The 19016-nt window shown below is 62.1% G+C and carries 16 protein-coding genes and 2 tRNA genes; 12 read left to right on the forward strand and 6 right to left on the reverse strand.

From position 1 onward, the window contains the following. Together J7U37_RS08800 and J7U37_RS08805 are read left to right on the forward strand one after the other, a co-directional pair. The coding region (locus tag J7U37_RS08800; protein WP_247635477.1) for a YeaH/YhbH family protein at nt 1–997 on the forward strand (997 nt) is incomplete at its 5' end. A 62-nt stretch (nt 998–1059) separates the two neighbouring features. Beyond that, complete coding sequence (locus J7U37_RS08805; protein WP_247635478.1) at nt 1060–2631, forward strand: SpoVR family protein; 1572 nt, start codon at nt 1060–1062, stop codon at nt 2629–2631. 228 nt (nt 2632–2859) lie between these two features. Here the strand turns inward: J7U37_RS08805 and J7U37_RS08810 are convergent, their stop codons facing one another. Next, a complete protein-coding gene (locus tag J7U37_RS08810) occupies nt 2860–3171 on the reverse strand; it encodes an ETC complex I subunit (protein WP_247635479.1) in 312 nt (103 codons plus the stop codon). A 36-nt stretch (nt 3172–3207) separates the two neighbouring features. Continuing rightward, nucleotides 3208–3284, reverse strand: a tRNA-Pro gene (locus tag J7U37_RS08815). A 42-nt stretch (nt 3285–3326) separates the two neighbouring features. On the opposite strand from J7U37_RS08815, the gene J7U37_RS08820 reads away from it, so the two are divergent. Then, complete coding sequence (locus J7U37_RS08820; RefSeq protein WP_247635480.1) at nt 3327–3935, forward strand: hypothetical protein; 609 nt, start codon at nt 3327–3329, stop codon at nt 3933–3935. 171 nt (nt 3936–4106) lie between these two features. On the opposite strand, the gene J7U37_RS08825 is transcribed toward J7U37_RS08820, so the two are convergent. Next, a complete protein-coding gene (locus tag J7U37_RS08825) occupies nt 4107–4358 on the reverse strand; it encodes a PilZ domain-containing protein (protein WP_247635481.1) in 252 nt (83 codons plus the stop codon). A gap of 342 nt (nt 4359–4700) precedes the next feature. Beyond that, on the reverse strand, nt 4701–4934 hold the full coding sequence (locus J7U37_RS08830; RefSeq protein WP_082507858.1) for a hypothetical protein: 234 nt from the start codon (nt 4932–4934) through the stop codon (nt 4701–4703). A 194-nt stretch (nt 4935–5128) separates the two neighbouring features. Here J7U37_RS08830 and J7U37_RS08835 point away from each other — a divergent pair, with 194 nt between their 5' ends. Then, nucleotides 5129–5833, forward strand: coding sequence for a glutathione binding-like protein (locus tag J7U37_RS08835; protein WP_247635482.1), 705 nt, complete (start codon nt 5129–5131; stop codon nt 5831–5833). Between the two features lie 6 nt (nt 5834–5839). On the opposite strand, the gene J7U37_RS08840 is transcribed toward J7U37_RS08835, so the two are convergent. Further along, nucleotides 5840–6709 (reverse strand): MBL fold metallo-hydrolase, encoded by an 870-nt coding sequence (locus J7U37_RS08840; protein WP_247635483.1) that lies wholly within the window; start codon nt 6707–6709, stop codon nt 5840–5842. A 119-nt stretch (nt 6710–6828) separates the two neighbouring features. Here J7U37_RS08840 and J7U37_RS08845 point away from each other — a divergent pair, with 119 nt between their 5' ends. The 8 genes from J7U37_RS08845 to J7U37_RS08880 all read left to right on the forward strand — a co-directional run bounded on the left by J7U37_RS08845 (nt 6829) and on the right by J7U37_RS08880 (nt 18155). Next, nucleotides 6829–8163 carry a glycosyltransferase family 1 protein gene (locus J7U37_RS08845; RefSeq protein WP_247635484.1) on the forward strand — a complete coding sequence of 445 codons (1335 nt, stop codon included), beginning with the start codon at nt 6829–6831 and terminating at the stop codon, nt 8161–8163. 64 nt (nt 8164–8227) lie between these two features. After that, nucleotides 8228–8551: a rhodanese-like domain-containing protein gene (locus J7U37_RS08850; protein WP_056184185.1), complete on the forward strand. Its 324-nt coding sequence runs from the start codon at nt 8228–8230 to the stop codon at nt 8549–8551. 128 nt (nt 8552–8679) lie between these two features. Next, complete coding sequence (locus tag J7U37_RS08855) at nt 8680–9816, forward strand: efflux RND transporter periplasmic adaptor subunit (RefSeq protein ID WP_200935840.1); 1137 nt, start codon at nt 8680–8682, stop codon at nt 9814–9816. A 125-nt stretch (nt 9817–9941) separates the two neighbouring features. After that, nucleotides 9942–13154, forward strand: coding sequence for a multidrug efflux RND transporter permease subunit (locus J7U37_RS08860; protein ID WP_056184181.1), 3213 nt, complete (start codon nt 9942–9944; stop codon nt 13152–13154). Between the two features lie 103 nt (nt 13155–13257). Next, nucleotides 13258–13335: transfer RNA gene (locus J7U37_RS08865), tRNA-Pro, on the forward strand. A 209-nt stretch (nt 13336–13544) separates the two neighbouring features. After that, a complete protein-coding gene (gene poxB, locus J7U37_RS08870) occupies nt 13545–15320 on the forward strand; it encodes a ubiquinone-dependent pyruvate dehydrogenase (RefSeq protein ID WP_247635485.1) in 1776 nt (591 codons plus the stop codon). A gap of 347 nt (nt 15321–15667) precedes the next feature. Next, nucleotides 15668–17710, forward strand: a complete 2043-nt coding sequence (locus J7U37_RS08875; RefSeq protein ID WP_247635486.1) for a calcium-binding protein — start codon at nt 15668–15670, stop codon at nt 17708–17710. Nucleotides 17711–18011: 301 nt separating this feature from the next. Next, on the forward strand, nt 18012–18155 hold the full coding sequence (locus tag J7U37_RS08880; protein ID WP_156633981.1) for a hypothetical protein: 144 nt from the start codon (nt 18012–18014) through the stop codon (nt 18153–18155). Between the two features lie 140 nt (nt 18156–18295). Here J7U37_RS08880 and J7U37_RS08885 read toward each other — a convergent pair whose 3' ends face one another. Then, nucleotides 18296–18931 (reverse strand): pilus assembly protein PilZ, encoded by a 636-nt coding sequence (locus J7U37_RS08885; protein ID WP_247635487.1) that lies wholly within the window; start codon nt 18929–18931, stop codon nt 18296–18298. Between the last annotated feature and the right edge of the window lie 85 nt (nt 18932–19016).

The raw sequence follows: 19016 nt of genomic DNA on the forward strand, positions 1-19016 counted from the left end.
GGGCGGGGAGGGCTCCGAGAACAGCGAGGATGCCTTCCGCTTCGTGCTCACCCGAGACGAGTTCCTCGAACTCTTCCTTGAGGACCTCGAACTGCCGGATCTGGCCAAGCGCCGCCTCTCGGTGGTGGAGACGGAAGGGCTGCGACGCGCTGGCTACACAACCTCGGGCTCCCCCGCCAACCTCGCGCTGACACGCACCCTCCGTAACTCGATGTCGCGCCGCATCGCCCTGAAGCGGCCGAAGCCCGACGAGATCGCGGCCCTCGAAGCGCGGATTGTCGCCGCGCCGTCAAGCGATCCCGACCTGCCTGACATGTTGCTGGCTCTATCTGCTCTGAAGGAGCGTACGAAGCGCATTCCTTACGTCGATCCACTCGACCTCCGCTATCGCCGCTTCGAGCCGTATCCCCGCCCGGTGGCGCAGGCAGTGATGTTCTGCCTTATGGATGTGTCGGGTTCGATGACCGAGCATATGAAGGACTTGGCCAAGCGGTTTTACATCCTGCTTCATATCTTTCTGACCCGGCGCTACCGGCACGTGGAGATCGTTTTCATCCGCCACACCGACAAGGCGACCGAGGTGGACGAGGAAACATTCTTCGGATCGCGCGAAACCGGCGGAACCCTGGTGTCCTCGGCGCTGGTCGAGATGAAGCGCGTCATCGCCGAGCGCTACGACCCGAACGACTGGAACATCTACGCCGCGCAGGCCTCCGACGGCGACAACGTCTCCAGCGACGGCCCGACCTCGACCGAACTCCTGCGCGCCCATATCCTGCCGGCCTGCCAGCACTTTGCCTACCTGGAGGTCGGCGACGAGAACGGCCCTCGGGCCGGCTTCGTCGAGCACCGCACCACCCTGTGGCGCACCTACGAGGGCTTGGCGAAGACGGGCGCGCCCATCGCCATGCGCAAGGTCAATCACCGCCGCGACATCTACCCGGTGTTCCGCGAACTGTTCGGGCGCAAGGACACCCGGGCGGAAGCCGAGGCTTAGGCGCCCGCGTATCGCCACACTGGCCGCGCGGGACAGTCACCCTCCAGGAAGGCGTACATCGCATGGTCGGCAGCATTATCCGCCCCACGCCCCAGAATATCTCCGGCGGGCAGGAGCCGCTCTTCACCGGGAACGATTGGGACTTCGACACGATTCGGCGCATCCATGACGCCTGCGAAGCCGAGGCGAGGGACCTCGGCTTGTCCTGGTATCCGAACCAGATCGAGATCATCACTGCCGAGCAGATGCTCGACGCCTACGCGTCGATCGGCATGCCGCTGTTCTACAAGCACTGGTCGTTCGGCAAGCACTTCGCCCAGCACGAAGCCGGCTACCGGCGTGGGATGATGGGACTTGCCTACGAGATCGTCATCAACTCGGACCCGTGCATCTCCTACATCATGGAGGAAAACACGGCGACGATGCAGACTCTGGTCATCGCCCACGCAGCCTTCGGCCATAACCACTTCTTCAAGAACAACTACTTGTTCAAGCAATGGACCGATGCTGAAGGCATCCTCGACTATCTCGACTTCGCCAAGGGTTTCATCTCGCGCTGCGAGGAGCGCTACGGCCATGCGGCAGTGGAAGCCGTGCTTGATGCCGCTCATGCGCTGATGAGCCAGGGGGTCCACCGCTACCCGCGAAAGAAGCGACCTGATCTCGCTTCCGAGCAGCGCCGCGAGCGCGAGCGCGCTGAACACGGCGAGCAAATCTACAACGACCTTTGGCGCACCCTGCCGCAGAAGGTGTCTACCGGGCGCCCGGATGCGGCAGCGGAGCGACGCAAGGCCTTGCTCGAACTCCCGCAGGAAAACATCCTCTACTTTCTCGAGAAGGCTGCGCCCCGACTGCGCCCTTGGCAGCGTGAGATTCTGCGCATCGTGCGCCTCGTGGCTCAATATTTCTATCCGCAGCGCCAGACCAAAGTGATGAATGAGGGCTGCGCCACCTATTGCCATTACCGGATCATGAACTCCCTTTCCGAGAAAGGTCTGATTGGGGAGGCAGCTTATCTTGAGTTCCTGCAGTCCCACACCAATGTCGTGCGTCAGCCAAACTACAATGAGCGCGGCTATAACGGCCATAATCCTTACGCCATCGGCTTCGCCATGATGCAGGACATCGCCCGTATCGTGGAGCAGCCGACCGAGGAGGATCGAGAGTGGTTCCCAGAGATCGCCGGCACGGGCGACGCGATGGCGACCCTGCGCGACATCTGGGCGAACTATCGCGACGAGAGCTTCATCGCCCAGTTCCTGTCGCCTAAGCTCATGCGCGACATGCGCCTATTCCACGTTGTTGACGATCCGGACGAGTCGGAGCTCTACGTCGAGGCGATCCACGACGAGCGCGGCTACCGCAGGATGCGTCGCTCCTTCGCCCGGCAATATGATGTGGCTTGGCTAGATCCGGACATCGAAGTGGTGGACGTCGACCTCGAAGGCGATCGGCGCCTCATCGTGCATCACCGCGCTCTGAACCGCATCACGCTTCAAAAAGACGATGCCAAGCGGGTGCTGCAGCACTTGGCCGATCTCTGGGGCTACGATGCGGTTCTGAAAGAAATCGATCCGGCCAACGATACAGTCCTTGTGGAGCATCACGCCACCGCAAGGCCGATCTTCTTCTAAGCTCATGCCACTAACACAACGAGAAGCGATTTTTCGACTCGGGCGACAGCGTTTTGCCCAAGGTAGGTTGGCGAAGCCGACGAGGCGAGATAGTCTATTCCCATGATGAATAACGATCTGCGCGAATCGCGTGCCGCTTTGATCCTCCTCGCCGCGGCCGTCGGCTCAGTCCTGATCTTCGGGGCAGTTACGGTTCTGATCCAGCTTTGACGAGCGCAACCCTTCGTCTTAATGGGTCCAGGGCGCCGTTCTGTTGAACTTGAAGTTGTCCGAATAGGACAATCCTTTACGCAAAATCGGTTTCTGCGGCTCCTCGACCCGGTAGGAGAGACCTGAGCGGATTGCGTACGCTACCGCCTCTTCCTTGCTTTCGAATTCGAGATGAACCTGTTGCAGCATATCTGACGAGCCGGTCCAGCCCATGAGTGGGTCCGTTTCGCGTGGCAAGGTCTGATCGAACTCGATCACCCAAACCTTCGCACGCGCAGTTCCGGACTGCGTCGGATCCTTCGCGGGTTGATAAATGCGGGCGCTCGACATCGGATGGTCCAACTCCGGAAAGCCGCGGCAAACGAATGGTCGGGGCGATAGGATTCGAACCTACGACCCTCTGGTCCCAAACCAGATGCGCTACCAGACTGCGCTACACCCCGACACGCTTGCGCGTAGAGGGGACGTACGGTTTCGAGACGGAAATGGCAACAGGTGCCGAACAGGATGTCGGCGATGAGGCTCACCAACTGACCCGTTCCCTGGAGGAAACGAAAAACGTCGGTCCCCCGCATGATGCCCCTTTGGCGATTGATGCTGCGGGCAACCGCGGGACCGAGTACCGACCCGAGATGTTGCTGAATGCTTCGGTAAGACTGCCCGTTTCCTGCCAGGATTCAATAACCAGAAAAACGCACCTTAACTCACTGGTCATGATAATCGCAATCGAAGGACCAATAGAGGTCGGCGCATGCTATGGAATCTCTAGCGAGGGCATAGCGATGATTTTGATCCTACTGGCAGCCATCAGTGGAAGCGTGTTGACGATGGCGATCTTGCTGCCGCAAGGCATCTGGACTGCACTAATCTGTGCTCCTTTGATGGGAAGCCTCTTTGGTGGCGTGGCAGCCTTCGTGCTCATGGCGCGGCGTGGCGAGGATTGGGCTACCGGAACCGGCTTCGACCAGAGCAGCAGCGACCAGACCGACGCGATGGTCAAATCTCTGCGTGAAATCGCCACGAAGGGTCGGGTTTCTGGTGAGATGATGCAACAGGCGAATACCGCGGGCGGGAAAGATTCCAAGGCAGCATAACAAGCAGCCTTGGCCGGTGGGAGTTGGACCTACACCATTCGAGAACGACACGGATCCCACCAACTCTCGGCTTGGTGGGATCCGTGTCGTTCTCGATTTTTCCGTTGGGTTGCTGCCTGGCTTGGACGTTTAAACCCTGAGCGAATGACGGTTGTCAGCCTTCGCCCGTCTTCAGATCACGAAGGTGATCCCGAGTTTCCGTCCATCGCGCCAAACGACGCGGCAGCGGCGCGGCTTGGCGTAGGCGGACATCATCAGGGTGAACTGATCCGGCACGGCTGCAGGTGACTCGACCTCAATCTGCGCACCAGTCTCCGACTGATTCCAAACAAGGCAGTCAATTGCAGAGGTACCAACGTCCAGTGCCAACGAACCGATACGGAAAGCATCCGAGCGCCGGGCCGCCCGACGATTCTGCTCCACCCTACGTCTCCCGGCTTAGTGTCTAAAGGCAGTAGACGCGGCGGACGTTAACGATTCTTCGTCGAGACCGCGGAAATCCACCTACTGGCCTCGAAGGTCAGACGCGCACATCGACAAGGCGACTCTGCCCAGGCACCTCATCGTCACCTCTCGGATCCAGGCTCTGCTGAAACCGCTCAACGACAACTGAAACAGTTCGCGGCTCGGTCTCGTGGCGGAGAGCCGCGGTATTTCGGACATCGTGCAGGATCTCTGTGGCTCGGATGAGACCCACTTGCGTGATGGGAATGGTGATTGCCATAGGCGTCGATCCTTCGAAAAATTTCGATGGTCTCCGCTTCGTTACGCCAGGATATCGAGAACTTGGCGTTCCGAATCGATAGTCGACTTTAGAACTGCCGTATTCAGACCGATATTCGCTTGTTCTTGAATGAGCTGAACAGCCGTTGTCGAAAGATCGACCTGGGTTGCACTCGGCAGGCTGGTACCGAAGGTTGATATTCCCTCGGCCGCAGTGGCGTAGCGCTGTGTTGCCGCCAGAAGACCGCCGCTGCTGGCCGAAATTGCGCTGACCATTGCTTCCTCCTCGCATCACAAGTAAGGCAAGCATGAAAGCTCTGAATTTATCGTTCTGCAAATACATTGCATTGGATAGACCGAGCGCCGGTATCCGCTGCCATGCGAGAAGCTTGACCTGACGCTGTGGGAACACCACGTCCCCGACGGGCGCGATCGGTCCCGCCCGTCGCGCGCCTGCCACGGAGAGCGCAATGATCGATCTGTATTACTGGCCGACCCCGAACGGCCACAAAGTGACGATGTTTCTTGAGGAAGCGGGCCTTTCCTACACTCTTCATCCCGTGAATATAGGCAAAGGTGATCAATTTAAGCCGGACTTCCTGAATATTTCGCCAAACAACCGAATGCCGGCGATCGTCGATCGTGAGCCAACCGGCGGCGGACCACCGATCTCGCTCTTTGAATCCGGCGCGATTTTGCTTTATTTGGCCGAAAAGACCGAGCGCTTCATCGCCAGTGATATTTCAAGCCGCGCAGAGGTCCTGCAATGGCTATTCTGGCAAATGGGTGGTCTCGGACCGATGCTCGGTCAGAACCACCACTTCACCCAGTACGCGCCGGAGACCGTGCCCTACGCCATCGAACGATACGTCAAGGAAACCAACCGACTTTACGGCGTCCTTGATCGGCGCCTTGCAGACCGCTCCTTCGTCACCGGGGCGGATTACACCATCGCCGACATGGCATGTTATCCGTGGATCGTACCGCACGAGAAACAGCGGCAGTCCCTGGAAGATTTCCCGAATCTCAAGCGCTGGTTCCAGGCCATCGCCGAGCGGCCGGCAACCAAGGCTGCCTACGCTCGGGCCCCAGAGATCAATCCTGACTTCGGTAAAGCGCTGAGTGAGGATGCCAAGAAGGTCATGTTCGGCCAGACGGCGGCGACGCGAGGATAAGAGCCGTCAACGCGTGAGGCTGTCGAGCGGCACGGGGGCGGCATGCGGACGCGTTGCCAACATACCGTCCAGAAGAGCCAGGACCTCGGCGCGGCCGCAATTCGCAGCCGGTTCGAAAGGTGTCCAGGTCTGGGTGAAGTCAAGTTGCGCGAAAACGTCCCGATAGCGTCGTAACTCTTTCGTGGTCAGTGGCACTCCGCGCACGAAAGCCTTGTGCGCGGAAATGGTGAGCGCCTTACGAAGATCGTGCGGATCGAGTTCGAACTTCAGCGCGTCGCCGCAGAACACGATTTTTCGTGCTCGATCGAAGAGGATCGCATGGCCGTCGAAATGGCCGGCGGTCCGGTGCAGTTCTAGGCCGGGGAGGGGCTCCAGGAAATCATCGTAGGGCCAGGAGACTTGCAGGGCGGCACTCCAGACAAAATCCGCCGCAGGCAGGCAGAGTTCGGGGTCGAAGCGATCCTGTAATTGCACAAGCGCCCCGTACGCATGCGGATGGGACGAGGACAACACCTGCATTCCTCCGAGGGCAGCGATGTGCTGGAGCGCCGCCTCGCTGAAGACCGGACAGGCCTCGAAGCCCATGTTCCCGGTTGGCGTTTGGATCAGGTAGGCGCTGGGACCGATCCCGGAGACGGGATCATTCCAAAAGCGCCAGATCCCAGCCTCGAGTTCTTCCCAGTGACAGGGGAATCGGTCCTGGGCCTCGCGTTCACTCCAGAACTGCCAGCCTTTCTGTGGCACCACGTGGCGCGCGTCGAGGCACATCGGGCAAGCCGGTGGCTTCTCGAAGTGGCGCTGCCAAAATCCACAATTGTCGCAGGTGTAAGCTGGCAGATCGAGGGCGCCGGCGAAGGGCAGATATCCGGGAGACACGGGACCGTCGCTCTCGTTGGCGGCAAAGGCCGCGGGTAGCCTCAGGCTGAGGCATCGGCATATAGGCCAAAGTCGGACCGTGGCCATACGGCCGTCCGCCTGAACTCGACCGGAGGATCATGCCTGTTCCCAATTTGCCGCTCGCGCATCGACCCGTTCCGAGCCTTGCCTTCGACCTGACGCGCCTGATCACGCGGCTGCGGCACCCGAGCCCGAGCGGGATCGACCGGGTGGATCTGGCCTATGCACGCCATTTTTTGGGGCAGGCCGGTGAACGCTTCGGGTTGGTCTCGACCCTTCTCGGACCGAAGGTCCTCAACAGGGAGGATGCGATCCGAATCGTCGATGCGGTGACAGAGGGCTGGGTCGAGGATCTCAATGCGCTCCAGGACCCGATCTATCGCCGATTGGCTTCCGAGCTGAGTGACAGCCCGACGGAAATTGGTACGAAGCAGACGGCGCGCAGGCAGAGCAGCACGACACGGCGCCGCATCCAGGCTGAAACGGCAGCGACCGTGTTGCCCGCTTGCGGACCCGACATACTGCCCCAGGGCACGATCTATCTGCACACCTCGCACCTGCGCCTCGACAAGCCCGAGCGTTTCGACTGGCTCTACGACCGCCGCGATATCCGTGCGGTCTTCTTCGTCCACGACCTGATCCCGATCGACTACCCGGAATACGGTCGGCCGGGGGAAGCGGAGCGGCACCGGATCCGGATGGACACCATCGCGCGCCACGCCTCGCATGTGCTGGTCAATTCGCGGGATGTCGGTGACCGCTTCTCCCGATACTGTGAGGCACGTGGCTTACCAAAACGGTCCGTCACGACGGCCCTGCTCGGCGTTGAGCCAGTGTTCCAGCCCCTCGGAGAGGGGACCTACGGAATTCCCCATCGACCGACTTTCGTCGTCTGCGGCACGATCGAGCCGCGTAAGAATCATCTCTTGCTGCTGCATCTTTGGCGCGACCTTCACGAACGCCACGGCGCGAACACGCCACGCTTGGTGCTCGTCGGCCGACGGGGTTGGGAAGCAGAGAACATCATCGACATGCTGGAGCGCTGTCCCGCGATGGCGATGCGCGTCACCGAAGTGAGTGGCCTGTCGACCCACGGTCTCGCGGCACTCCTGCGCTCTTGCACGGCGCTGCTGATGCCGTCCTTCGCCGAGGGGTATGGGCTTCCCATCGTGGAGGCGGCAGCCAGTGGACTTCCCGTGGTCGCGTCGAACCTTGCGGTGCATCGCGAGATCGGCGGCGAATTTGCACACTTCCTGGATCCCCTCGATGGTCTCGGCTGGAGACAAACCGTGGAGAACCTCGCGCAGCCGAATTCGGCAATGCGTCGTACCTTGGTCGAACGGATGGCGGGCCGGTCTCTGCCCACCTGGACAAATCACTTCGCAACGGTCGAGGATGTGTTGGCGCGGGTCGTTTGCGGTCCTGACGTCTGACGAATAAGAACAGGCGTCACCCGGGGTCGCCGGCACTGGCAGGCATCAGACAGGGACCGAACGGATGAAGGTTGTCGGCTTGGACCGGGATACGATCAAGGCCGGCTTAGCCGACCGATCGCTCCTGTTGATCGATGTACGGGAACAACACGAGTTCGATCAGGGACATATCCCTGGATCGATCACGCATCCCCTCTCGACTTTCGACGCCGCAGAAATCGCTGACTTGGTCGTACGCGACGGCCGGCGTCCGGTTTTTTCCTGCATGTCGGGCGTGCGCTCCGTCCACGCTCTGTCCGCGGCGCAGCAAGCCGGTCTGTCCATCGAGGAACATTATGCCGGCGGTTTCAAGGATTGGGCCAGCTCAGGCGAGCCAATCGAGATCTGATCAGAATCAGTTCGAGCCGAAAGATCGTCCAGCCGAACATCTGCATTCCGCTGATCATGTGTGGCAGCGCACGACATGCCACGCGCCGTACCTCTAGCTGGCGCATCGTAGGGAATAACCATATGCGCATGCGCTCGCTCTTCCGACTTCTTCCGCTCCTCGGCCTCGTCGCGACCACCGGCGCCGGACCAGCCCTGGCACAGGCGCCGGGAGGGCCGCCGCCGAAGGTCACCACCGCCAAGCCGGTCGTGCGTGAGATCGTCGAGACCGACACCTATACAGGCCGCTTCGACCCGGTGGACATCGTCGATGTCCGTGCCCGGGTCACTGGTTACCTCGATAAGGTAAATTTCACGGACGGTGCCACGGTCAAGAAGGGCGACCTGCTCTTCGTCATCGACCGTCGCCCCTACAAGGCTGCGCTGGATCAGGCGCAGGCTGCACTCGTCTCGGCGAAAGCGCGCCTGAATTTCTCGCAGACCGACCTCGACCGTGCGCAGACCCTGAGCAAATCCGGCAACATCTCTGAACAGGTCACCGATCAGCGCCGTCAGGCCTCGCAGACCGCGCAGGCCGATGTCGACAGCGCCGATGCGCAGTTGCGCCAAGCCCAGCTCAACTACGACTTCACCGAGGTGAAGGCACCGATCTCGGGCCGCATCAGCCGGCGCCTGGTCACCGAAGGCAATATCGTCATCACTGATCAGACCCAGCTGACGACGATTGTCTCCCTCGATCCGATCTATTTTGGCTTCACGGTCGATGAGCGCTCGTTCCTGAAATATCAGGGTAGCCTCGGTATCGGCATGGGCCAGACGCAGAAGGGCAAGGGCGTACCGATCCTTGTGGCGCTGACGGGCGATGAGAAGCCGACTCGCAAGGGCACGCTCGACTTCGTGGACAACCGCGTGGACAATGCCACAGGCACGGTCCTGCTGCGCGCTACGGTCGAGAACCCGGACGGCTTCATCAAGCCGGGTCTTTTCGGCGTGGTCTCCCTGCCGGCAACGAAGCCCTATCAGGGCATCTTGCTGCCCGACGAGGCAGTTTCAGCCAACCAGGATAAGCGCATCGTCTATGTGGTTGCCGATGACGGCACGGTATCGCTGCGCGAGGTCAAGCTCGGTCCGAAAGTCGATGGCTACCGAGTCATCCGCGACGGCCTCAAGGGCGACGAGAACGTGGTGGTAAACGGCGTGAGCCGCGTTCGTCCTGGCGCGAAAGTCACGGCTGAAGCGTCAACTCTGCCGCCGAGCAAGACCTGATACGCATCCCAATGCGATAGGCCCCGGCCGTCCGCGGCCGGGGAGCGGCCAACAGACCGCGGACGAAGAAACGGTGCCGCCTCGGACCCGCGCGTGCGGTCCGCTTGCGGCGAGAGGTTCAAGCGATGCGTTTTGCCCACTTCTTCGTCGATCGGCCGATCTTCGCGTCGGTCACGTCGATCGTCTTCCTGATCCTCGGTTACGTCGCCTACCTGGCCCTGCCGGTGGCGCAGTATCCGGAGATCGTGCCGCCGACGGTGACGGTGCGCGCGAGCTTCCCGGGCGCCAATGCCGAGACGGTTGCGGCGACCATCGCGACGCCGATCGAGCAGGAGGTCAACGGCGTCGACAACATGCTCTACATGACGTCGCTGTCGACCAATGACGGCAACATGCTGCTGACGGTGACCTTCAAGGTCGGCACCAACCTCGATATCGCCAACGTCCTCGTCCAGAATCGGCTCTCCGTCGCTCAGCCGCGTCTGCCGCCAGACGTACGCAACCTCGGCGTCACCGTGCGCAAGGCGTCGCCCGACCTGATGCTGGTGGTACACCTGCTGTCACCGAAAAAGACCTACGACCAGAACTACCTCGCCAACTACATCTACCTGAACATTCGCGACGAACTCCTTCGCCTCGACGGCGTCGGCGACATCACGATCTTCGGCGGCAACGAGTACGCCGAGCGCGTCTGGCTCGACCCGAACAAGCTCGCTGCCTACGGCCTGACCACCTCGGACGTCATCACATCCTTGTCCGAGCAGAACGTGCAGGTGGCAGCCGGCGCCCTGAACTCGCCGCCGGCCGCCACGGGCCAGGCCTTTCAGCTCATCGTGCAGTCTCAGGGCCGCTTCCAGAGCCCTGAGGAATTCGCCGACGTCATCGTCAAGGCCTCCGATGGTCGACTCGTTCGCGTGAAGGACGTGGCGCGCGTCGAGATGGGCCAGAAGGACTACACGACCAATTCGTTCCTGAACGACACGCCGGCCATCGGCATCGGTGCTTTCCAGCGACCCGGGACCAACGCGTTGGATGCAGCGGCATCCGTGCGCAAGGTGATGGACAGCCTCAAGAAGAACTTCCCACCGGATATTGAGTACCGCATCGCGTACAATCCGACCGAGTTCATCGAGGAGTCGATCCACGAGGTCTACAAGACACTCTTCGAGGCTGTAGGGCTCGTGGTCATCGTGGTGCTGGTGTTCCTCCAGAGCTGGCGCACGGCGCTGATCCCGGTCATCGCCATTCCGGTCTCACTGGTCGGCACCTTCGCCGCCATGTCGGCCTTCGGGTTCTCGCTGAACAATCTGACCCTGTTCGGCCTCGTGCTTGCTATCGGCATCGTCGTCGACGACGCGATCGTGGTGGTGGAGAACGTCGAGCGCAACATGGCGGAAGGCTTGTCGCCTGGCGACGCCGCCCACAAGACGATGGATGAGGTCGGCGGCGCGGTCATCGCCATCGCGCTCGTGCTGTCGGCGGTGTTCATTCCCACCGCCTTCATCCCCGGTATTACCGGCCAGTTCTACAAGCAGTTCGCGCTGACGATCGCGGCGTCGACCATCATCTCGATGTTCAACTCGCTGACGCTCTCGCCCGCGTTGTGTAAGCTTCTGCTGAAGCCCCACCACGAGCACGCGAAGCCGAAGTTCTTCCTCTTCCGCTTCGTCGCCTGGCTGGCGGACATGTTCAACAAAGGCTTCGACTGGCTTTCCAACACCTATGGCCGGATCATCTACGGTCTGACGAATTACGCGATCGGGTTGATCGCCATGATGATCGTCTATGCAGGGGTCATCGCCGCGACCCTGCATCTCGTTCAGACCACGCCCACTGGCTTCATTCCCGACCAGGACCAGGGTTACCTCATCGGCGTGGTGCAGTTGCCCTCGGGCGCCTCCCTCGACCGTACCACCGCTGTGGTGAACCGGGCGGCGGCGGCGGCACGCAAGATCGAAGGCGTGACCAACACCGTCATCATCGCGGGCTTCGATGGCGCGACCTTCACCAACACGACAAACTCGGGCGTGATGTTCATCACCCTGGCGGGCGCCAAGGAGCGCGCGACGCAAGGACGGAGCGCGGCGGTGATCACCAACGAGGTGATCAAGGCCACCGCCGACATCCAGGAGGCCCGCGTCATCGTCATCCCGCCTCCGCCGGTGCGCGGCCTCGGTCAGGGCGGCGGCTTCAAGATGCAGATCGAGAGCCGACAGAGTTCGGCCATCGGTCCGTTGCTCGGCGCCGTCGGCGAAGTCCTCGGCAAAGCAAACCAGAGCAACGACGTCCAGCGGGTGTTCACCACCTTCGGCAATGATACTCCGCAGCTCTATCTCGATATCGATCGCACCGTGGCGCGAATGCTCAACGTACCGCTGTCCAACGTCTTCTCGACCGTGCAGACGGCATTGGGAGGCGCCTACGTCAACGACTTCAACACGCTGGGCCGCATCTATCAGGTTCGCGTTCAGGGCGATGCGCAGTTCCGCGTCTCGAAGCAGGACATCGAGCAGCTGAAGGTCCGCTCCTCCACCGGCGCCCTGGTGCCCATGGGGACGCTGGCCACGATCCGGGAGATCACGGGTCCGCAGATCGTCCAGCGCTTCAATCTGTACTACTCGGTCCCGGTCCAGGGGACGGCCAAGCCCGGCATCTCGACCGGTCAGGCGCTCGACGCCATGGAGGCCATCGCCAAGGACACGCTGCCCGATGGCTACTCCTATGACTGGACCGAAATCGCGTATCAGCAGAAAGCCGCAGGCAACACGGCGATCTATGTCTTCGCCCTCGGTGTTCTTCTGGTGTTCCTGGTACTCGCGGCACAGTATGAATCCTGGGCGTTGCCTCTCGCGATCTTGCTGGTGGTACCCACAGGCGTGCTCGCAGCTTTGTTCGGGGTGCAGTTGCGAGGGCAGGACAACAACATCCTCACCCAGATCGGTCTGATCGTGCTGATCGGTCTGGCCGCCAAGAACGCCATCCTGATCGTGGAGTTCGCGCACCAACTCGAGGAAACCGAGCGCAAGGGGCCGGTGGCTGCCGCCGTGGAAGCTTGCCGCCTGCGCCTGCGCCCGATCCTGATGACCGCCTTCGCCTTCATCCTCGGCACGGTGCCGCTGGTGATCGCCACGGGCCCGGGCGCCGAGATGCGTCAGGCGCTCGGAACCGCCGTGTGCTTCGGCATGATCGGCGCCACGGTGTTCGGCCTCTTCCTGACCCCGGTCTTCTACGTGGTGATCCGTAAGCTCCTGATCTGGATCGCGAAAAAGCGCGGGAAGGATCCGCACAACACCACGCCGGACAAGCACGATCCGCACACGGCGCCCTCCCACGCCTGATACGACCCGACAGCCCGGACGCGGATACCGCGCCCGGGCTTCACGTTAGGGGTTGCGCCCCGCAGACCGGAAAGCTAAAGACCCCTCAGCCCGAAAGGGCCGTCGGAGCGTAGCGCAGCCCGGTTAGCGCACTAGTCTGGGGGACTAGGGGTCGGAGGTTCGAATCCTCTCGCTCCGACCATTTCCCCGCTCGGCGACGCCGCAGATTCTCCCCCCAAACCGGTCTCTCGTATACCAACACCGTTTCGTCGACGTCGCGAAACGCGGGGGTATGCGTTTCGTCGCGGTCACGAGGCGTGGTGGATGACAGATCCGCGCCCACTACAACCCTGGGGCGGAACCCCGGGGCGCGGCGTTGGGTTCGGCTCGGGTGAACCGGAGCCGAGCGCCATGACGAGTGCCCCCACCAAGATCGTGACCGTCGCGGACCTGATCGTCGACACCCTCGACCAGGCCGGCATCCAGCGCATCTACGGCATCGTCGGCGACAGCCTGAACGCCCTGACCGAATCGCTGCGGGCGCGCGGGACCATCGATTGGGTCCATGTCCGGCACGAGGAGGTGGCGGCCTTCGCGGCGGGGGCGGACAGCCAGCTCTCGGGCAAGCTCGCGGTCTGCGCCGGGTCGTGCGGACCGGGCCACGTCCACCTGATCAACGGCCTGTACGATTGCCACCGGACCCGCACCCCGGTTCTGGCGATCGCGGCGCATGTCCCCACCGCCGAGATCGGCTCCGGGTATTTCCAGGAGACGCATCCGGGCGAGCTCTTTCGCGAGTGCAGCCATTACTGCGAGATGGTGGGCGACGCCTCGCAACTGCCGCAGGTGCTGGAGAACGCCATGCGGGCGGCGATCGGGATGAGCGGCGTCGCCGTGGTGATCATCCCGGGCGACGTCGCGCTGATGGACGCGCCGACCCGCGGCGTCGCGCCCAATGCCGGGCTGATCCCGCCCCGGCCCATGGTGCGTCCGGCCGAGCCCGAGCTGAACGCCCTGGCCGACCTGCTGAACGGCTCGGAGCGGATCACCCTGCTGTGCGGGCGCGGCTGCGCCGGGGCCCATGCCGAGCTGCTCCAGCTGGCCGAGGCCCTGAAGAGCCCGATCGTCCACGCCCTCGGCGGCAAGGACGTGGTCGAGTACAACAACCCCTACGACGTCGGCATGACCGGGCTGATCGGCTTCGCCTCCGGCTACGCCGCGATGATGTCCTGCGACACCCTGCTGATGCTCGGGACCGACTTCCCCTACCGGCAGTTCTACCCGAAGGACGCCCGCATCGCCCAGGTCGACATCCGCCCGGGCCAGCTCGGGCGACGGTGCAAGCTCGATCTCGGCCTCGTCGGCCATGTCGACGACACCCTGCGGGCGCTGCTGCCGAAGCTGACCCCGAAGACCGAGCGCAAGCATCTCGACGCCGCCCTGAAGCATTACGCCAAGGCGCGGGAAGATCTCGACGACCTCGCCACCGGCGCACCCGCCAAGGGCTGGTTCGGACGCAAGACCGGCCCTCAGCCGATCCACCCGCAATACCTGACCAAGCTCGTCAGCGAGGCGGCCGCCGACGATGCGGTGTTCACCGCCGATGTCGGCACCCCGACGATCTGGGCGGCGCGCTACCTCAAGATGAACGGCCGGCGCCGGCTCATCGGCTCCTGGGTCCACGGCTCGATGGCCAACGCGATGGCGCAGGGCATCGGCGCGCAATCGGCCTATCCCGACCGGCAGGTGGTGTCGCTTTCGGGCGACGGAGGCTTCGCGATGCTGATGGGCGACCTCCTGACCCTGCGCCAGCAAAAATTGCCGCTGAAGATCGTGGTCTACAACAACGGCACCCTCGGCTTCGTCGAGATGGAGATGAAGGCCGCCGGCTACCTCGAGACCGGCGTCACCCTGGACAACCCGGACTTCGCCGCCATGGCCCGCGGCGCCGGCCTCCACGCCGTCCGGGTCGAGGACCCGGCCGAGCTGGAGGCGGCCGTCCACGACGTCCTGGCCCATCCCGGCCCGGCCCTCCTCGACTGCGTCGTGGCCCGCCAGGAACTCTCGATGCCCCCCAAGATCGACGGCCAGCAGGTGAAGGGCTTCAGCCTCTACGTGCTCCGCGCCGTGATGAGTGGGCGCGGGGATTCGGTGCTGGATCTGGCGAAGACGAACCTTTGGCGGTGAGGGCAGGGGCTGCCGAGCCGTAGGAGAAATCGGATGGGTGTCTCCAAGCACATCCACACCCACCGGTTTCCGGACCGCCTGCTTTTAAGCAATGAACAGCCTTGTTTAAATTCGCCCAAAGCATGTAACAGGGCCAAACATCGTTTTAATCCGCAAAAATATTGAAATTCGAACTTTATTTTTGCAAAGCCATCCAATTATTTCTGCTGGAAAGAACGTGAGATCAACGAATTCCATATTCTGACTTTTGAGGCCTGAAACTTTCTTGGTTAACGATACGTAACCTCCAAGCTGCCGACCTGCGAGCCGCACGTGCATCTCAGGCTGCGAGCAAGGGAGAAGACGTAATGGCTACGATCAATGGCGATGGCGGCAACAACTTCCTGAATGGCACCGAAGAAGAAGATGTGATCAACGGCCTGGGCGGCAACGACACGATCGACTCGATTGATCGTCCGGAAAATATCTTCGCGGGATCAATCAATCCGAGGCGCGACCTCGTCAACGCTGGCACGGGAGACGACTTCGTGACCGGCGGCAAGCTGGATCAGCTTGATGGCGGAGAAGGCAACGACTTCTTACTTCTCAATTTCAATTTCAATGGTCCAGTTGCCGGCTCGGCTCAACCAATATCGTTGACCCTCGATGCAGATGGAACTGGCACGGCATCTGACGGCACCTTCATCACCGGCTTTGAGTCAGTGAACTTCAACCTGTCCGATATCGGCAACAACGTCGTGAACACCGGCAACGTCCAGGCTCAGATCACGGGTGGAAACGGGAACGACACGCTCACAACGGGATCCTCGGACGACTTCGTATTCGGGGGCGGCGGCAACAACATCATCTCGACCGGTAGCGGCAATGATACGATCAGTGCCGGCTCGGGGAATGACACGGTGCTCGGCGGTGATGGCGACGACACCTTCGGCGTCAACGTTTACACCGACGGCAGCGACCAGGTGAACCTTGGGGCGGGAAATGACACGGTCCGTTTCGATCGCTTCGATGGCGGCACCGGCAACGTCCGGCTGACCTTCACTTCGGCTGAAGTTGGTAACGGCAACACCAATGACGGTGGAAGCGCGGCAAACCAGGATGGGGGCCTTGCTGTCCGTGTCCAAGCCGAAGATGCGGACGGCAACCTTACTGGAGCGGTTTCCCGCTACGATGATGAGGGCATGACCTTCGTTGCCGGAACGCAGGGGGTCACCTTCGATGTCCGTGACCTCGTATCAGGTGCGGCGCGCGGCAACACCTTCGAGGGCGTCGTACTCGGAACCAACGGGAACGACGCACTGACGTTCTTCCCGCCTTTCCGCGCTGGGCAGGACTTCTACTACAACGCAGGGCAGGGCGATGACACGATCACCGCCGGGGCTGGCAACGACTTCCTGGTCGGTGGTCTCGGAAACGACCAGATGTTTGGCGGCGGTGGTAACGACACCTACATCGTCGACTCTTTGCGCGATGTCGTGACCGAAGCAGACAGTGGGGGTACCGATACCATCCTGACAGGCTTGGGTCGGTATGTACCTGCAGCGAATGTCGAGAACCTGACCTACACCGGTCAGGGGAACTTCACCGCCGTCGGCAACGACCTGGACAACCGCGTAACCGGCGGCGGCGGCAATGACATCATCCGCAGTGGCGCCGGCAGCGATACGATCATCGGCAACGGTGGTGACGATACCCTCGACGGAGGTACAGGTATCGACACGATGGTCGGGGGTGCCGGTAACGACGCCTACATCGTCGACAATGTTGGAGACGTCGTCGACGAGACAGGCGCGACGGGCATCGACAGCGTCGGCAGCTCAGTGAGCTACACGCTTGGTACCAACGTCGAGAATATGTCCCTCATCGGCATGGGTGCCATCAACGGCACCGGGAACGAACTCGACAATCGGGTCCTTGGAAACGACGCTGCAAACGTGCTCGTTGGTGGCGGCGGAAATGATCAGCTGATTGGGGCTGGCGGTGACGACACCCTACGTGGCGGCACAGGCAATGACTCCCTGAGCGGCGGCTCCGGCAACGACATCATTGCGGGTGATGCTGGAAACGACGTCATCACAGGTGGTCTTGGTGCTGACCGCCAGGGTGGCGGTGCAGGGGATGATACCTTCGTCATCGATTTTGGCGACTTGGCCATACGGGGCGCTACCGATCTGATCGTGGACTTTCAGGGCGCAGGCCAAGCCGGGGGCGATGTGATCCGCTTCAGCGGCTTTGCTGCAGACTCGACCCTGGAACTGGTTGGCACCTCGGGCAACGCGCGGGTGTACGAAGTGCAGGACGGTGCGGGTGTGTCCGAGGGACAGCTTCTGATCAGCGCAGGTGGTACGCTGGGTCAGGTGCTCACCACGAGCGACTACGCCTTCGCCTGAACCTCGGAAGGGACCCGGCTTGGTCCGGGTCCCTTACTTTGGAGCACCCGGACGCAGAACAGCAACGTCCACTTCGCCAATCACCCGCTCAAAAGTGGATCAGCAAGAACCACCCGACCTTGTCGGACTCTCTGCGCCCTCAGTGATTTGAAAGTGGATCGACACAGGGTTTGCCAAAGATCGGCCCGCCATCCGCGCGAAGACCGGGCCGGGTGGAAAGCCTCAGTCCGCTTTTGAGACGGTCGCATAAGGAGTTGCCGTCGGATCACAGGATGCGAGCCCGGTCAGGAGAGCGATTGTTTTGACCAGCCCGTTCTTTGTCGAAACGCTTTTGCAAAGCACGGCAGAGGCCGAGCCGGACCGTGCCTTCGAGTTCTGGCAGGACTCGATATCGGCACTGAGCGGTGTCGACATCTGGGGGGCAAAGCAAGCGCGCGCAGGGTGATGTGTCGACGTCCCCAGCCTTCGATGACGAACTGCGCCTCCTTGACCGTTCGGCGGCCTGAATTATTGAGGCAAGTCATTCATATCTTGGATGATCCTGTACCCGATCAACTGTACCAACCTCTTCAAAGTCAATGTCGGTCAAAGCACCAAGCTCGCATTGAACGTTTCGTCGCTGAACGGCAGGCGGAAGCGAATCGCGATGACGGTGTCCTCGACGCGGACCACGGTGGCGAAGCGCTTGCCCGCCGTCACGGCGGCGCCGACGATGGCGGCGGGGGTGGCGCGGAAGAGCTGGATCTTGGCGCCGGTCCTGGACAGGTCGAGGATTTCGCCGTGCAGCATTTCACCGGGGGCGATCGCGTCGTCGGCGAAGCGTACCTGCACCTCGCGGTGTTCCGGCACCAGGCGCAGGGCCTCGCGCTGCTCGGTGGTCCATCCGGCCCGGGTGGTCTTCCAGGCCAGCCGTGCGGTGATGCGCTTGCGGCGCTCCTCGTTGAGCGTCGGGTGCAGGGTCAGGCCGTCCGGGTTCCGCGCGGTGATCCGGCCGGGAACGGCGCCGATGCCGTCGAGATAGCACACCGCCTCGGCGAGCAGCTGGCCCGGGGCCTGGGTGAACACGGTCAGGGTTTGCAGATCGTTGGCCTGCGGATCATTGGCGTGTCGATCGTTTGGCTGCGGATCGTCGGCTTTCAACTCGGTGAACTGCGCCGTGCAGGCGAATTCGGGGCCGTCGGCGACCATGATGCGGCCGGACAGGATCGTGGGTGCGTCCATGGATCGGATGTCGCCAGAGGGGAGGAGCGGGGCTCGGCCGCACCGGCCGGGATTTCTGGGGGAAATGAGACGCGTGCGGAAACCG

Origin of the sequence: Methylobacterium sp. 37f, assembly GCF_023093475.1 — a bacterium.
Taxonomy (GTDB): Bacteria; Pseudomonadota; Alphaproteobacteria; order Rhizobiales; family Beijerinckiaceae; genus Methylobacterium.

What these genes read in the sequence shown, in the direction of transcription:
- J7U37_RS08805 (WP_247635478.1), top strand. Translation starts at nt 1,060, where the DNA reads ATGGTCGGCAGCATTATCCGCCCCACGCCCCAGAATATCTCCGGCGGG.
- J7U37_RS08810 (WP_247635479.1), bottom strand. Translation starts at nt 3,171, where the DNA reads ATGTCGAGCGCCCGCATTTATCAACCCGCGAAGGATCCGACGCAGTCC.
- J7U37_RS08820 (WP_247635480.1), top strand. Translation starts at nt 3,327, where the DNA reads ATGGCAACAGGTGCCGAACAGGATGTCGGCGATGAGGCTCACCAACTG.
- J7U37_RS08830 (WP_082507858.1), bottom strand. Translation starts at nt 4,934, where the DNA reads ATGGTCAGCGCAATTTCGGCCAGCAGCGGCGGTCTTCTGGCGGCAACA.
- J7U37_RS08835 (WP_247635482.1), top strand. Translation starts at nt 5,129, where the DNA reads ATGATCGATCTGTATTACTGGCCGACCCCGAACGGCCACAAAGTGACG.
- J7U37_RS08845 (WP_247635484.1), top strand. Translation starts at nt 6,829, where the DNA reads ATGCCTGTTCCCAATTTGCCGCTCGCGCATCGACCCGTTCCGAGCCTT.
- J7U37_RS08850 (WP_056184185.1), top strand. Translation starts at nt 8,228, where the DNA reads ATGAAGGTTGTCGGCTTGGACCGGGATACGATCAAGGCCGGCTTAGCC.
- J7U37_RS08855 (WP_200935840.1), top strand. Translation starts at nt 8,680, where the DNA reads ATGCGCTCGCTCTTCCGACTTCTTCCGCTCCTCGGCCTCGTCGCGACC.
- J7U37_RS08860 (WP_056184181.1), top strand. Translation starts at nt 9,942, where the DNA reads ATGCGTTTTGCCCACTTCTTCGTCGATCGGCCGATCTTCGCGTCGGTC.
- poxB (WP_247635485.1), top strand. Translation starts at nt 13,545, where the DNA reads ATGACGAGTGCCCCCACCAAGATCGTGACCGTCGCGGACCTGATCGTC.
- J7U37_RS08875 (WP_247635486.1), top strand. Translation starts at nt 15,668, where the DNA reads ATGGCTACGATCAATGGCGATGGCGGCAACAACTTCCTGAATGGCACC.
- J7U37_RS08885 (WP_247635487.1), bottom strand. Translation starts at nt 18,931, where the DNA reads ATGGACGCACCCACGATCCTGTCCGGCCGCATCATGGTCGCCGACGGC.